Origin of the sequence: Bordetella sp. BOR01 (assembly GCF_019218885.1) — a bacterium.
Lineage (GTDB): Bacteria > Pseudomonadota > Gammaproteobacteria > Burkholderiales > Burkholderiaceae_B > Bordetella_A.
The window spans coordinates 889587-903785 of record NZ_JAHUWT010000002.1 but is presented as its reverse complement, the minus strand read 5'-3'; the positions used below and the strand labels follow the sequence as shown (position 1 = coordinate 903785).

Annotated in this window: 14 protein-coding genes; 5 read left to right on the top strand and 9 right to left on the bottom strand. The window is 62.7% G+C overall.

Going from position 1 to position 14199, the window contains the following annotated elements:
• The first annotated feature begins 70 nt into the window (after positions 1–70).
• Together KW845_RS12030 and KW845_RS12025 are read left to right on the top strand one after the other, a co-directional pair.
• On the top strand, positions 71–1048 hold the full coding sequence (locus KW845_RS12030; protein WP_218369446.1) for a tripartite tricarboxylate transporter substrate binding protein: 978 nt from the start codon (positions 71–73) through the stop codon (positions 1046–1048).
• Between the two features lie 74 nt (positions 1049–1122).
• On the top strand, positions 1123–1980 hold the full coding sequence (locus KW845_RS12025) for a TauD/TfdA family dioxygenase (RefSeq protein ID WP_218369445.1): 858 nt from the start codon (positions 1123–1125) through the stop codon (positions 1978–1980).
• Between the two features lie 58 nt (positions 1981–2038).
• Here KW845_RS12025 and KW845_RS12020 read toward each other — a convergent pair whose 3' ends face one another.
• Positions 2039–2710: an HpcH/HpaI aldolase/citrate lyase family protein gene (locus KW845_RS12020; RefSeq protein WP_218369444.1), complete on the bottom strand. Its 672-nt coding sequence runs from the start codon at positions 2708–2710 to the stop codon at positions 2039–2041.
• Positions 2711–2795: 85 nt separating this feature from the next.
• On the bottom strand, positions 2796–3668 hold the full coding sequence (locus tag KW845_RS12015) for a TauD/TfdA family dioxygenase (RefSeq protein ID WP_218369443.1): 873 nt from the start codon (positions 3666–3668) through the stop codon (positions 2796–2798).
• A gap of 177 nt (positions 3669–3845) precedes the next feature.
• Between KW845_RS12015 and KW845_RS12010 the strand changes: the two genes are divergently transcribed.
• The 3 genes from KW845_RS12010 to KW845_RS12000 all read left to right on the top strand — a co-directional run bounded on the left by KW845_RS12010 (position 3846) and on the right by KW845_RS12000 (position 6904).
• Positions 3846–4739 (top strand): TauD/TfdA family dioxygenase, encoded by an 894-nt coding sequence (locus tag KW845_RS12010; protein WP_218369442.1) that lies wholly within the window; start codon positions 3846–3848, stop codon positions 4737–4739.
• 46 nt (positions 4740–4785) lie between these two features.
• Positions 4786–5760, top strand: a complete 975-nt coding sequence (locus tag KW845_RS12005) for a tripartite tricarboxylate transporter substrate binding protein (RefSeq protein ID WP_218369441.1) — start codon at positions 4786–4788, stop codon at positions 5758–5760.
• A 175-nt stretch (positions 5761–5935) separates the two neighbouring features.
• Complete coding sequence (locus KW845_RS12000) at positions 5936–6904, top strand: LysR family transcriptional regulator (RefSeq protein WP_218369440.1); 969 nt, start codon at positions 5936–5938, stop codon at positions 6902–6904.
• 63 nt (positions 6905–6967) lie between these two features.
• Here the strand turns inward: KW845_RS12000 and ychF are convergent, their stop codons facing one another.
• The 7 genes from ychF to KW845_RS11965 form a co-directional block, all read right to left on the bottom strand.
• Positions 6968–8059 carry a redox-regulated ATPase YchF gene (gene ychF / locus KW845_RS11995; protein ID WP_218369439.1) on the bottom strand — a complete coding sequence of 364 codons (1092 nt, stop codon included), beginning with the start codon at positions 8057–8059 and terminating at the stop codon, positions 6968–6970.
• A gap of 236 nt (positions 8060–8295) precedes the next feature.
• Positions 8296–9189 carry a LysR family transcriptional regulator gene (locus KW845_RS11990; RefSeq protein ID WP_218369438.1) on the bottom strand — a complete coding sequence of 298 codons (894 nt, stop codon included), beginning with the start codon at positions 9187–9189 and terminating at the stop codon, positions 8296–8298.
• A 49-nt stretch (positions 9190–9238) separates the two neighbouring features.
• Positions 9239–10708, bottom strand: coding sequence for an FAD-dependent oxidoreductase (locus tag KW845_RS11985; RefSeq protein WP_218369437.1), 1470 nt, complete (start codon positions 10706–10708; stop codon positions 9239–9241).
• Between the two features lie 54 nt (positions 10709–10762).
• The gene (locus KW845_RS11980) at positions 10763–11557 is read right to left on the bottom strand and encodes an SDR family NAD(P)-dependent oxidoreductase (RefSeq protein WP_218369436.1); all 795 of its coding nucleotides are present in this window, start codon (positions 11555–11557) and stop codon (positions 10763–10765) included.
• A complete protein-coding gene (locus tag KW845_RS11975; protein ID WP_255592567.1) occupies positions 11554–12141 on the bottom strand; it encodes a cysteine hydrolase family protein in 588 nt (195 codons plus the stop codon). The genes KW845_RS11980 and KW845_RS11975 overlap by 4 nt, the downstream gene beginning before the upstream one ends.
• Positions 12142–12265: 124 nt before the next feature.
• Positions 12266–13288, bottom strand: a complete 1023-nt coding sequence (locus KW845_RS11970; protein WP_218369434.1) for a tripartite tricarboxylate transporter substrate binding protein — start codon at positions 13286–13288, stop codon at positions 12266–12268.
• Between the two features lie 145 nt (positions 13289–13433).
• On the bottom strand, positions 13434–14195 hold the full coding sequence (locus KW845_RS11965; protein ID WP_218370013.1) for a CPBP family intramembrane glutamic endopeptidase: 762 nt from the start codon (positions 14193–14195) through the stop codon (positions 13434–13436).
• Positions 14196–14199: the final 4 nt, after the last annotated feature.

Below are 14199 nucleotides of genomic sequence, written 5' to 3'. Positions count from 1 at the left end.
ATATAAAACAACATGCGAAGAGCGCGAACTTGTCCGGCACGCAAGAGAAGCACTCGTAGCAGGAGACAACATGGTCCGTAACGTCGCCTATGCAGCAATCGTGTTCGCGATCACCGCAATTTCCGGTCTCACTCAAGCCGGAGAGGCCGGCGATTATCCGAATCATGCCGTGAAGATTTCCGTACCTTATGGGGCGGGTGGCGGAATCGATTCCATTTCGCGCATCGTCGGGCAGAAACTCGCAGAGATGTGGCATCAACCGGTTGTCATCGAAAACCGTCCTGGCGCAGGTGCGATCATCGGGACCCAGGCGGTGGTCAATGCGCCGCCCGACGGCTATACGCTATTAATGACGGCGGGTACGCTGGCGGTCAGCCCCACCGCGTATTCCGATCTGCCCTACGACGTCGTCAAAGACCTGGCCCCCATCACACTGGTTGGCAGTTCACCGTATATCCTCGCAGTCAGGGCGTCGCTACCCGCTCAAAACGTGCAGGAACTGATCAACCTCGCCAAGGAAAAACCACAGGCGCTCAATTTCGGTTCGCCTGGCTTGGGAACGCTTTCGCACCTGGGTTTCGAACTGCTGCAATTCCGCACGGGTACCCGGTCGACCATCATCCACTACAAGGGTAGCCCGGCAGCGCTTAATGCCTTGCTAGCCGGACAGATCGACATGGTGCTGGACACGCCCGCCGCGCTGATGCCTCATATTCAAGGCGGCAAAGTCCGCGCGTTGGCCGTGACCGATGCGAGGCGTTCGGCTAGCTTGCCTGACACACCCACCATCATGCAGGCAGGTGTTCCGGATTACGAGGTCAATATCTGGTTTGGACTGATGGCGCCCGGCGGCACGCCACCCGCGGTGCTGGACAGAATCCACGCCGACACGGTCAGCGCGCTCGCCGATCCCGACGTACGCAAGCGGTTCGAGGCCCAGGGGATGGAACCGCAGACCCTGAGCAGGCGGCAATTCGCCGATCTCATCAATACCGACGTCAAGAAATGGGCCAACGTTGTACGCCAGGCCGGCATCGAATTCCAATGATCATTTCAGGCCTGCGTACAGTTCGCTGAACCCTGGCCGCGGACGCCATGCGAAGCCATCAAGGAGTCGACAGAATGAGTATGACCATCCAATATCCCGCGGGCCCGACCGGGGCCGAAATCCACGGCATCCGCCTCGACGGGAATCTGACGGATACCGAATTCGACCACATCAGGAAAACGGTTCACGAGCGCGGAGTCGCCGTGGTCCGGGACCAGGAGCTCAGCGAAGAAGACCACGTGGCGTTCGCCCGGCGTTTCGGCAACCTGCAGAAGATATTTTTGGCCGAGCACCTTTCTTCCCGATATCCGGAACTCTTCCTGGTGTCCAACATCCTGGAAAACGGCAAACCGATCGGGGCGACGGATGCGGGAAAATTCTGGCATACCGACGGCGCCTATCTTGAAAAACCGCACAACGTATCGCTGCTATACGCTCTGGAAGTGCCGCATCGCGAAGACGGACAACCATTGGGGGACACGCTGTTCGCCGGGATGGGCCCGGCCTACGAAGCACTGACGGAAGAATTCAAGGCACGCCTGGACGGTTTGCGCGCTTATCACGATCTGTATCATCGCTATGGCGAAAAAGAAGGCGCCACGGCAGAGATGGGCAAGCGCGCCAAAGAGTACCCCCCCGCGTCCCACCCGTTGGTTATCACCCACCCCGATACAGGAAAAAAATGCCTGTACTTGAGTGAAGGGTATACGACCCATATTGAAGGGATGACCAAAGAGCAAAGTTCGGCCCTGCTGGCGGAATTGTGCGAACACGTGGTTCGACCCGAGTTCCAGTATCGCCACCGCTGGGCGGTGGGGGACCTGCTGATCTGGGACAACCGGGCCACGCTGCATCGCGCCACGTTCGATTATCAATTGCCGCGGCGCCGGCTGATGCGCCGCGCCACGGTTGCGGGCCAGGCGATCGCGTAGCGGCCATAGCGGCCGGTTTCCGGACCGGCCCCCGCTTACCGAATACCGAATGCGCGCGTCACGCATCCAGCACGCGGTTGAACTGTGTAGTTCCGCCGGCGAGCAGTGTGTCAACATTGAGCAGCAGAAAGCGGACACCCTGCTGCAAGCGTAACTGCACCGTGTCGTAATCGACCAGCGCACCGCAGACGTGGTTCGAGTCGACGATAAGACGGATCGCATTGTCGATAACAGCCTGCACCTCGGGCCTGCTTGCTGCGCCGGGAAAACCCATGCGTTGCGCCAGATCGTTACCACCGATGAACCAGACGTCGATGCCATCGACAGTCAGCATTTCGGCCAGATGATCGACAGCTTCAGGCGATTCGATCATGCCGATGATAATCTTGCTTTCATGATCCGCATAACGCGCGTAGCGTACGTCGGCAACCAGCGCGCGCGCCGCATCCGCGTTGTCGATAGAGGCAATCATGACGCCGTCGGCACCGATGTCCAGCAAGCGGCTGATCAATCCCGCCTCGTTGGCCCAGGGCCGTACGATGGCCGGAATACCGGCCACCCGCGCGGCCCGGCACATATCCTCGATTCGCTCCATCGTGAAGCTGCGTTTTTCGCAGTCGATGAATGCGGCGTCAAAACCCAACGCACCGATACGCTCGACCAGGCCCGGTGCTCCGTACCGCATGCCGACCATGGCGACAGCCTCGCCCCTGCTCAGCTTTTCTTTCATTGCCGCACTCATTTTCAACTCCCGCAATCCATTGACACCGAAATGCCCCCGTGCCCGCACCGTTTCCGCCCTTCCGGCGGGAGGGCTAAACGGGTACGGCACCTTCGATCGTTGTACGGTGCATCAAGCGGCGCTGCGGAAGCGCATAATCGCCAACGGCATAATGCTGCGTGGAGCAATTATCCCAAAGCAATAGATCGCCCACCTCCCACCGATGCCGATAGATCATTTCTTCTCTAACGCAGATTGCATGGAGTTCATCGATGAGCGCACGGCTTTCCTCGTCGGATAGGCCATGAATGCGCAAGGTGGCCGCCTGGCTTACGTATATGCACTTGCGCCCCGTGGCCGGGTGAGTGCGAACAACAGGATGAGTCACGACTTTTGCCTGGCGCTCCGCCGACAAGGGCGCGCGCTTGGTGGCAGCATGTATACGCTTCATTGCCTGATAAACGGCCGCCAGGCTGTTATCTGCCCGCATGCCCTCCAATCGGCGCTTAAGCTCGAGGGGCAAGCTATCGTAAGCCGCCGCGGTACTCAGGAACCAGGTGGAACCCAGCGTACGACCTTGTTCATCCCTGGGTATCTCCAAGGCATAAAGCATGGAGTACATATTGGGACGCTCGTCGAAATGTCCATCGGTGTGCCATACCCTGCCCGCATCGATTAAACCGATCGGCTGATCGTTGTCGTCCAGGATGTTCGACACGCAAAGCAGGTCCTGGTAGCCCGGCACCAGGTACTGGGGCACGGCGTGGGGCTCGAAATTTCCAAACCGGCGACAGAACCCAAGTTGCTGTTCGGGAGAAATTCGCTGTTCGCGCAATACGACGACACCGTATTCATGCAACGCGTTCCGGATATCGATGAAGGTTTCTTCATCAACGCCCGCGCTGATGTCCACTCCGGTAATTTCGGCCCCTGCCGGGGCACCGCTACGAATGACTTCGATTGCCATATCCCTGCCTCCTGAAAGTCAGATGCATCCGCATGCGCGTTGACGCGACCATCCTATTTATTTATATTAAGTATATTGTTTTTAATCTACTATGTCCAAGGATGGCGGCCAGGAGGCTGGCTGCCCGGCAGCCCCGCCATCCGCCAGCGAGTTGCTGCTGCCAACCGGAGAGCCCACATGCAGGCCGTTGACCTATCTATGGATATCCACCCTTTATCGCCCGTGCTGGGCGTCGAGGTGAAGGGTGTCAATCTTGCCAACGCGATCGAGCAGAAAACGTTCGACGCAATCCGCGACGCGTTGCATCAGCATGCCGTCCTGCTGATTCGCGACCAGCACCTGACACCGCGCCAGCTTGTCGATCTGGCAAACCGGCTTGGCCCGCTGCGTACCTCTTTCTACAACCAGTACGCTGTGCCCGACCAGCCCGAGTTGACCGTCGTGTCCAATATCGTTGACCCCGTCAGTGGACGCGCCATAGGCATCGTCGATGCGGGCAGCCTCTGGCATACAGATGCGTCGTACTTGCGCACACCCGACATGTATACGCAGTTATATGCGCTTCAGGTGCCGCGCGACACGAACGGAACAGCCTTGGGCGACACGCTTTTCACCAATACGGCAGCTGCATACGAAGCCTTGCCCGCCGACGAACAGAAACGGTTGTTGGCCATGACCGCGGTCCATAGTTTCGAAGCCCACCTGGAAAAGAAAAACGCCAAAGCCCAGCTCAAGCGCGCTCCACTGACAGCGGAACAAAAAGCCAAGACACCAGACGTCAGCCACCCGATCGTGCGAACCCATCCGGTAACGGGCCGCAAGTCCTTGTTTGTCAGCGAGGGCCATACCGCGCGCGTCGACGGGTTGTCCGCAAGCGAAAGCCAGGCGTTACTGGAACAGTTGTGGGCGCACATCAAGCAGCCCCAGTTTGTATTCCGCCACCGCTGGGCCGAGAATGATTTGCTGATTTGGGACAACTGCAGTACCCAGCACCTGGCGACCATGGATTATCCGGCGAGCCAGCCGCGCCGCCTATATCGGGCGGGGGTGGCGGGAACCGAGCCGTATTGATTCAAAGCCGCAGCACCCGCACCGACAACAAGAAAAAGGAGGCATCATGGACAGGAGAGCGTTCGGCAAGGCCCTGGCCGCCGTGGCAGCAAGCGCCTTGGCGCCCGCCAGCTACGCAGCGGACTATCCGGACAGAATGGTGCGATTGGTCGTGCCATATACCGCCGGCGGCAATCTCGATCTTATTGCGCGCCTGGTGGCACACATGCTCAGCCAAGACTGGAACACGTCGGTCGTCGTGGAAAACCGGCCAGGCGCCAACGGCATCGTCGGAACCGCCTCCATCGCACAATCGGCGCCCGATGGATACAGCCTGGCGATGGTGTCGGCGGGGACCATGGCCATCAGCCCCCATCTCTATGCGAACATGGAGTTCGATCCCAACACGGATCTGACATGCGTTTCCCAGGTCGTCTCCGGCATGATGATCCTGAACGTATCGCCCAGACTGCCGATACGGTCCGTGCATGATCTCGTGGCCTACGCCAAGGCGAATCCCGGCAAGCTCAATTTCGGCAGCGGCGGCAATGGCACGCTGGCCCACCTTTCGCTGGAGATGTTGAAGACGAAGGCGGGAATCGACATTGTCCACGTCCCTTATCGCGGAACGTCGTTGGCATTGAACGACCTGCTGGGCGGTCAAATACAGGGCATGTTCGATACCCTCAGCACGACACTGCCGTACCTGAAATCCGGCCAGATTCGCGGACTCGCCGTCACAGGCGCGACGCGCTCCTCTCAAGTTCCGGAATTGCCCACGGTTCAAGAGGCCGGCATACCCGGCTATGTGGCCGACGCGTGGGCAGGCCTGGTGGGCCCGGCCGGCCTGCCGCGCGGTGTCATCGAGCGCCTGAGCCAGGCGATATCCCGCATGGCCGCCGATCGGGATTTTCGGGAACAGGTGCTGCGGACAGGCAATGAACCCGTCGGATCCAGTCCGGTTGCGTTTGCCCGCCAGGTACGCGAGGACTCGGCCAAGTGGGCCGAAATCGTGAAGATCTCGGGGGCGCGCGTCGATTGAATCGCCGGCCAATCCAGGCCGGGCGGGCGATCGCGATTTGCCCGCGGGTATAATCGTTGCGCGATCAGATTGGCGACGCGCGCCTTATAGCGAAAGGAACACGAGGCCTTTCCAACCCACCCGGATCGAATGAATGCCGCAGGTATCCACTGACCCGAAATCACCGGTGCGGCCTTTGACGACTTCAGGCGTCACGCTGCGTTTGCTGGAAGTTTTCGTGACCGTCGCCGAGACGGGCAGCATGAGCCTGGCCGCCGAGAAACTTGACTTTACGCAGCCGGCGATTTCGCTGGCGATCACCACGCTGGAACAGGCGCTTGGCGTCAAGTTGTTCGATCGTTCGGTGCGCCCGCCCGCGCTTACCCTGACGGGCAATTCCGTCTACGACCGCGCCCGCGAAATTGTCGTCAAAACGCAAGAACTTGGCGAAGCGGCGCGCTACGGCACAAAAGACCAGTTGTCGTTCCTGCGCATTGGCATCCTGAACAGTTTCGCCGCAACGGCGGGCCCCTTCATGATCAACCTGCTGCGCGACATCACGTCAGACTGGACCATCGTCTCGGGTTTTCGCGCAACGCAATTCCAGGCGCTGATCGATCGCCAAGTGGATTTCATCATCACTGCCGACGAAAACCCCGTACCGTCCAACGTCGATATCTATCCCATCCTGACCGAGCCATTCATGCTGGCGCTGCCCCGAAGCTACCACGCCAAGGTGGTCAATACCGCGACATTGGCCAGCGACCTGGACTTCATCCGTTACGGCCGCGAAGCGCATATGAGCCAGCGCATCGACGATTATCTGCAAGCAGCAAGCATGCAACCGCTGCGCCGGTACCAGTTCGATACGACCGATGCCGCGATGCGCATGGTGGGCAGCGGCTTGGGCTGGACCATTACCACCCCGCTCGTCTTCCTGAAGTCTTCCAACGCGGCCGAGACGATTCGCGTTCAAGCGCTTCCCGGCGCGCCCATGTCCCGTAAACTGGTCGTGGCCGCCCGCCGCGCCGACGGTTCCGAGATTGCGGGAAAGATCGCGGCCGCCGCAAAGGCTGCGTTAAGAGAAGTCGTACTGCCCGGCGTAGCCACGCTGATGCCCGAATTCGCGAAGAAAGTCATCGTGCCGAAGAAAGCCCGCGGGTGACAAAGGCCCGCGTGTAAGGCACAGCGCATTGTTGGCAGGCGTGCGGATCTTGTCGATCGCGTGTCAGACGTTGAACAAGAAGTTCATCACGTCCCCATCCTGCACGACATATTCCTTGCCTTCCGCCCGCATCTTCCCGGCTTCTTTCGCGCCCTGCTCGCCCTTGCAAGCAATATAGTCGTCGAAAGAAATGGTTTGCGCGCGGATGAAGCCGCGTTCGAAATCGGTGTGGATGACGCCGGCGGCCTGCGGCGCAGTAGCGCCGATAGGAACCGTCCAGGCGCGCACTTCTTTCACGCCCGCGGTGAAGTACGTCTGCAGGCCCAGCAGCTTGAAGGCGGCGCGGATCAGGCGGTTCAGGCCGGGCTCTTCCATGCCCATGTCGGCCAGGAACGCCTGGCGGTCTTCATCGGGCAGGTCGACGATCTCGGATTCGATGGCGGCGCAGATGGCCACCACCGGTGCGTTGCGCGACGCCGCGAATTCAGTCAGGCGGTCCAGCAGCGGGTTATCGGTAAAGCCATCGTCGCTGACGTTGCCCACGTACATGGCGGGCTTGGCGGTGATGAAGCAAAGCTGCTTGATCAACACGTTTTCTTCGTCGCTGAGATCGATGGAGCGCACCGGCTTGGCCTGGTTCAGCGCGGCCATGCATTTTTCCAGCGCGGCCACCAGGCGCTGTGCTTCCTTGTCGCCCGAGCGGGCGGTCTTGGAATGGCGATGCAGGGCTTTTTCAGCGGTTTGCAGGTCGGCCAGCGCCAGTTCGGTCTCGATGACTTCGATGTCGGCAATCGGGTCGACCTTGCCGGCCACGTGGATGACGTTGGGGTCTTCGAAACAGCGCACCACGTTGACGATGGCGTCGGTTTCGCGGATGTGCGACAGGAACTGGTTGCCCAGGCCTTCGCCCTGGCTGGCACCCGCCACCAGGCCGGCGATATCCACGAATTCCACCGTGGCCGGCAGGATGCGCTCGGGCGAGACGATATCGGCCAGCTTCTGCAGGCGCGGATCGGGTACTTCCACCACGCCCACGTTGGGTTCGATGGTGCAGAAGGGGTAGTTTTCCGCCGCGATGCCCGCGCGGGTCAGGGCGTTGAAAAGCGTCGATTTGCCCACGTTGGGCAGGCCGACGATGCCGCATTGCAGAGCCATGGAAATCCTTGATTATTCGGCACCGCCACGCCCGATGGGGGCATGACGCAAGCCGTTGATCCGCAAGCGATGGCGGGTCTAGAGCCTGGCAACCGCGTGCGGCCCGGGGGAAAACCGGGGCAAGCAGCCTGTTGCGTACCTGTTTTGTCCAAAAAGTTACGGGGAATTGTAGCGGTAATCGCCAGTTTTAACGGCGCGCCGCCCTGGGCGTACTGGCCGGGCCGGGCCCGCAATGGCTAAGGCCCGAAGCGATCGCACAGGAAATCCACGAAGACCCGCACTTTGGCGGGCAAATGCCGCCGGCTGGGGAACACGGCCAGCAGGTCCGGATCGACCGAGCCGAGGTGGGGAAAGATCCTTTGCAACCGGCCGGCGCGCAGATCGTCTTCCACGACGAAAAGCGGAGACCGGATGATGCCTATGCCGGCAATGCTGGCCAGCCGCAGGGTATTCGCATCGGTGGATCGCAAGCGGCCCGAGACGCGCACCGAACGCTCGCCCTCTGGCGTGCGGAACCGCCATTCGACAAGCTCGCCTCGGCTGGCGTACAGCAGGCATTCCCTACTGGACAGTGCTTCGATGGTTTGCGGCACGCCGTGGATCCGCAAGTAATCGGGCGACGCGCAGACCACCCGGTGCAGCGTGGTGATCTTGCGGCCCACCACAGACTGGCTCAGCGGCGGATGAAACTGCAGCGCAACGTCATAGTTTTCCTCGACCAGGTCGACCAGGCGCTCGCTCAGGTTGACTTGCACGTCAAGCTTCGGGTGCTGGCGCATGAACTCCGGCAGCACATTGGCGATACGCCATGTCCAGAAATGGATGGTCGAAGCCACCCGCAGCACCCCTTTCGCCTCGGTCGTACCGGCCGTGGCAAGCTGCCGGGTCTGTTCGATATCGGCCAGGATGCGCGAAAAACGCTCGAAGCAGGCCTCGCCCACTTCGGTCAGGCGATGGCGGCGCGTGGTGCGGTCGAGCAGCCGTGCTTCCAGGTGATTCTCGAGCAAAGCCAGATGGCGGCTGACGGCTGCCGCCGATATCTGCAACCGCTCTGCCGCCTGCGCAAGCCCGCCGGCATCGACTATCGTGACGAAGGTGCGAATCGCGGCAAACAGGTCCATGCCGGGCATGATAACGCCAGGGCGCGTCGACAAGGCGCGGCCCCGGCCATCCGGCGACTTAGCGCATCGCCGATACGCCGGCCTGCTGGGCGGCCTGCGTGCCGGCAATGCGGCCGAAGGTGGCGCCCCGCAATACGGATGTCGCGGCGGGATAGCGCCGGTAATAGACGCCTGTCATCGCGCCCGCGGCATACAAGCCAGCGATGGCATCGCCATCGGCGTTGAGCACTTGGGCGTTCGAATCGGTCTTGACCCCGCCAAACGTGATGATGCCTGACGGGATCAGCGGATACGCAAAGAACGGCGCCGTGTCGACACGGCGCGCCCAGTTGCTCTTGGGCGGGGCCAGGCCCGTCGTGGCCAGGCCGTCGGCCTTCGATGGAACGAACAGCCCAGGCTGGCAGGCGGCATTGAACGTCTGCAGCGTTTCCGCCAGGACGCGCGCGGGCACATCGAGCTTGCAGGCCAGGTCTGCCACGCTTTCCGCCCGTATCGGCGGCACATCGCTCAGCACCGCCCGCGCATAATTGGGCACGTCTTCGATCTTTGCATCCAGGATGGCGTAGCCGATGCTGTCGGGCTGCTTCTGGATCGCCCAGCAGATGCGGTCGTAGTTGTTGTAGTCGGCACCGCCCCCCTCGTCGCAGAAGCGCCTGCCCAGCCGGTTGACCACGATGCCGAACGGAAAAATAAGCACCTTGGCCTCGGCCCGGGCAGATCGTTCATCCACCGGCGTGGAATGGTAGGCGCCAAAGTCGCCAGCCGCCGCGGCGCCCACCTCGAATGCCATGCGTATCCCTTCGCCACGGTTATAGTGCGCGCCCCGCGCGACCGGGCGAATGCCGCTCGAACCCGCGCCCAGGTAGCGCGCCATCATTTCCGGCGACCCTTCGAACCCGCCGCTGGCCAGCACCACGGCCTTGGCCAGGAAATCGACCCGCCGGTTGCCGCGCGCAACGGCCTGCACGCCGGCGATCTCGCCGTCCTTCTCGATCAGGCAACGCCCGGTCGTTTCATAGAAGAATTCGACGCCTCCCCGGCGCGCCGAATTACCCAAGGCTTCCAGCATCGCCGCGCCGCCGCCGCTGGGCGTGATCATGGGCATGGGCCGCAGTGTGATCTGCGGCAGCATGGTGGGAATGAACCGCACGCCATGCGTCTTGATCCACTGGATGGTGGGGACCGCCTCGCGCGAGAACGTCGCCAGGTATTCCGTGTCGGTGACCGGCATGGACCGCACCACATTGCTCCAGGTGCCGGGCGGGCTGTCCATGTCGGCGATCAGGCCGGGATCGGGATTGGCGCCGGCGACTTCCGACATGGCTTCGTCGAAATCGTCGGACAGCTCGGTTTCGCTCTTCAGGCGCAGGAAGGCCTCTGTGTACCGGGTGCAGCCACCGCTTTCTTCCTCGGTTGCGCGCTCGAGCACGGCCACGCGCGCGCCCTGCTCCATTGCCGCCACCGCCGCGGACAAGCCCGCAATGCCGTGCCCAAGCACCACCACGTCGAACGTGTGCGTCTCAGCCATTGATCGATCTCCTGATAACGCCGCGCCGCGGGCGCGACGAACAATGAATACTGTTCAGCCGCGCGTGCGGCCCACCGTGGCCAGGTCGACCCCCGGCACCATGCCCGCGATACTGAAGCCCCCGTCGACGGGCAGCACCACGCCGGTCAGGAAGGACGCCGCCGGCGATGCCAGGAACAACGCGGCTGCCGCCACATCGTCCTGCGAACCGATACGGCCCAGCGCGGTTCGACGCCGCCGCTCTTCCCACCCGTTCGCATCCAGGTTCGAATTCGACATGGCTGAAGGAATGGCGGACGGCGCCAGCGAGTTGACGCGGATGCCCATGGGGCCCAGCTCCACCGCCAGCGCGCGCGTCATCGCGTCCAGGCCGCCCTTTACGGTTGCGTAGGCGCTGCTGTAGGCAATACCGGTCAGCGCGACCACCGACGAGATATTGATGACAGTGCCGCCACCCGCCTTGCGCATCGGCTCGACCGCCGCCTTGGTCATCAGCAAAGCCCCTTTCAGGCCCACGGCGAACATGCGGTCGAGTACATCCGTTGCCACTTCGGCAAGCGGCCCATATTTGGCGAATACCGCGCAGTTGACCAATATGCTCAACTTGCCGAACCGTGCTTGCGTGGCCTGCATCGCGGCTTGCACGCTGGCGACATCCGAGACGTCCAGGTGCACCGCCAAGGCGTCGCCACCGGCAACCGAGATTTCGGCCGCCACCTGCTCGGCGCCCGCCGCATTGATATCGGCGACGACGATGCGGCATCCGGAATTGGCCAGCGCCAATGCAATGGCGCGCCCCAGGCCCTGGGCGGCGCCGGTGACCAGCGCAACGTCAGACGACAGAGTCATGGTGCCGCTCCAAAACCGGTGTCATCGAAACGGGCAACCCGGCAGAACCTGGCCAGCGATTGAATCGAGTTGGCATGTTCTTCAGCGGAATGCGCGGCGCAGCAATCTTCGAACAGCACCACGTCGAAATCGCGGTCATGCGCATCGCGAACCGCGGCCTGGACCACCGCCTGGGTCGATACCCCCGAGCAATAGATGCGTTGCACCCGCAAGGCGCTCAATTGCGCCATGAGCGTGGTTGCATAGAACGGGCTGACCCGATGCTTGATGACGTGTATATCGGTTTCGCGCGCATCCAGGTCGGGATGCAGCTCCGCCCCCCGCGACCCCAGCTTGAAAAGCCCCGCGCGCGGCGCGCCGGAAAATAGGGGCGATCCCGCCGGGCATTCGTGATAGTTGCTGGAAAATCCGACGCGCACGAAGCCGACGGCAACGCCGGCATTGCGCGCGGCGCCGATCGCGCGGGCAGTCCGTTCGACGATGCCCCGGCCGCGCGCCTGTTCGGCCAGCGGATTGGATCGGCTGGCGTCTTCAGGGTTGACCAGGTCGTTCTGCATATCAAGGACAAGGTAGATGGAATTCAAGGAACAGTCCTTCTGGGTTCGATTCATGGGGTCGCAGCGTCCCGTGCAAGCGGGCGGCTTCACAGGGCCTTGCTTGAAAGAAAGCCCGCCGGCGCGGCGGAGCTTCGTGCTTGAAGCAGCGCTATCAGCCGTCCAGCTTGATATGGGCCTTGGAAATCACATCGCCCCAGCGCAGGGTCTCGGCATCGATGAAGCGCTTGAGCTCGGCCGGGCTCATGGGCCGATGCACGTCTACCCCCAGCGCCCGGAAACTGGCAATCGCGTCGGGCGACTGGATGATGGCGTCGATGGCGGCCGCGACACGCTGCACGATCGGGCCGGGTGTCTTGGCCGGAGCAACCACGGCAAACCAGTTGACGACATCGATGCCCTTGACGCCCATGTCTTCCAGGCTGGGCAGGTCGGGCATCACGAATGAACGTTCGCGGGTCATCATGGAATAGACCTTTACCTTGCCGTCGGCACTCAGCGCCTTGGCGCGGGCAACCGGCAGCACCATCAGGTCGACCTGGCCGGCCATCAATGCGTTGACGGCCGGTGCCTCGCCCTGGAAGGGCACATGCAGCATCTGCAGGCCGTCGCGGTCTTTCAGCATTTCCATGCCGATCTGCGATGTGCTGCCGATTCCCCAGGAGGCGAATGTCAGCTTGCCCGGGCTGGCTTTCGCCAGCTCGATGATGTCCTGCAGCGTATCGGCCTTCAGGTCGGGGCGGGCAACCAGGCTGAAGGGATTGACCGCAAAGGGAGCCACCGGCACGAAGGCCTTGACGGGGTCATAGGACAGCTTCGCATACACATGCGGATTGATGGCGTGGGTTTCGGCGCTTGCCACGAACAGCGTGTACCCATCCGGGCGCGCCGCCGCGGCGTAGTCGGTGCCGACCCGGCCGTTCGCCCCGCTGCGGTTTTCAACGACGATCGTCGTTCCCAGTTTTTCGCCCAGCCGGCTGGCCAGGATGCGGCTGGCCGCATCCGTCACGCCCCCTACAGGCCAGGGCACCACCAACCTGATGGGGCGGTCGCCGGGGTAGTCCTGCGCCAGGCTCATGCCTGGCGAGACCAGCGCCATGCCAGCGAACAGGCTCGCGGCCAGCCCGGCGAAAAAAGCCGCACCAGGCCTGGACAGGCGAAATGAATGGCTCCCCATGTTTGTCTCCGTAGGTGTAATCGTTGGAAGAGAGTCTCCCACTCTCACTCCGGCGACGAAAGCCTGTTTCGTGAGATGGATTCATACGCGTAACGTAAGAATCCATCGAACAAGGCTTGCCCAGGATGACAAAGGCGCCGTTGCGCTAGCTGCCCAGCCCCAGCACCAGCACGATCAGCAGCATCGGCCCGGCATTGAAGATGCTGTGCAGCGCCACCGCCGCGCCGATACCGCGCCGCACGCGGATCCAGCCCAGCACCAGGCCGGTGGCCCACTGCGGCAGCACCAGCAGCGGCAGCATCCAGTAGGCGGTATCGGCCAGCATGAAATTGTTCAGGTGCACGACCGCGAAGGCCAGCGACGACAAGTGATAGACCCGGCCGAAATGCATGAGATATTGGCGGCGCCAATCCATGCGCCAGCGCACCCGCGCCACCTTCTCGCGCCGCAGCGGCAGGCAGGCCAGCAGCACCACCGCGGCCGCCCACGCCACCGTCCAGCCGTGCACGCCCCACAGCAGCGGCGGCAGGACGGCCGGGCAGACCCACAGCGCCTGCCTGGGGCGGCGCAAGCCGTAGCGAAACAGCATTTCCTCGATCAGCGGCGCCCACAGGATCGCGGTCAGCCAGGGAATGGCGGACGGGTCGATGCGGTGCACGGCGCCGCCAGCGCCGGCCGCCGTCACCGCGATGGGGCCCAGCGCAAAGAAGTTCAAGCCCCATAGCACGGCCGCCCACGCCAGCAGCCGGCGCAGCGGCACATCGGGCAGCCAGTCGTTGCGCAGCCCGCTGCGCGAACGCCGGCCGGGCAGGCGGCGCAGGTCGGACTGGAACAAAAAGCGCCAGAAATCGGCCAGTTCGTCCCGAAAGCGCAGTTTGCCGGGCAAGGCCGCCGACGCCGCAGACATGCCG

What these genes read in the sequence shown, in the direction of transcription:
- KW845_RS12030 (WP_218369446.1), top strand. Translation starts at nt 71, where the DNA reads ATGGTCCGTAACGTCGCCTATGCAGCAATCGTGTTCGCGATCACCGCA.
- KW845_RS12025 (WP_218369445.1), top strand. Translation starts at nt 1,123, where the DNA reads ATGAGTATGACCATCCAATATCCCGCGGGCCCGACCGGGGCCGAAATC.
- KW845_RS12020 (WP_218369444.1), bottom strand. Translation starts at nt 2,710, where the DNA reads ATGAAAGAAAAGCTGAGCAGGGGCGAGGCTGTCGCCATGGTCGGCATG.
- KW845_RS12015 (WP_218369443.1), bottom strand. Translation starts at nt 3,668, where the DNA reads ATGGCAATCGAAGTCATTCGTAGCGGTGCCCCGGCAGGGGCCGAAATT.
- KW845_RS12010 (WP_218369442.1), top strand. Translation starts at nt 3,846, where the DNA reads ATGCAGGCCGTTGACCTATCTATGGATATCCACCCTTTATCGCCCGTG.
- KW845_RS12005 (WP_218369441.1), top strand. Translation starts at nt 4,786, where the DNA reads ATGGACAGGAGAGCGTTCGGCAAGGCCCTGGCCGCCGTGGCAGCAAGC.
- ychF (WP_218369439.1), bottom strand. Translation starts at nt 8,059, where the DNA reads ATGGCTCTGCAATGCGGCATCGTCGGCCTGCCCAACGTGGGCAAATCG.
- KW845_RS11990 (WP_218369438.1), bottom strand. Translation starts at nt 9,189, where the DNA reads ATGCCCGGCATGGACCTGTTTGCCGCGATTCGCACCTTCGTCACGATA.
- KW845_RS11985 (WP_218369437.1), bottom strand. Translation starts at nt 10,708, where the DNA reads ATGGCTGAGACGCACACGTTCGACGTGGTGGTGCTTGGGCACGGCATT.
- KW845_RS11980 (WP_218369436.1), bottom strand. Translation starts at nt 11,557, where the DNA reads ATGACTCTGTCGTCTGACGTTGCGCTGGTCACCGGCGCCGCCCAGGGC.
- KW845_RS11970 (WP_218369434.1), bottom strand. Translation starts at nt 13,288, where the DNA reads ATGGGGAGCCATTCATTTCGCCTGTCCAGGCCTGGTGCGGCTTTTTTC.
- KW845_RS11965 (WP_218370013.1), bottom strand. Translation starts at nt 14,195, where the DNA reads ATGTCTGCGGCGTCGGCGGCCTTGCCCGGCAAACTGCGCTTTCGGGAC.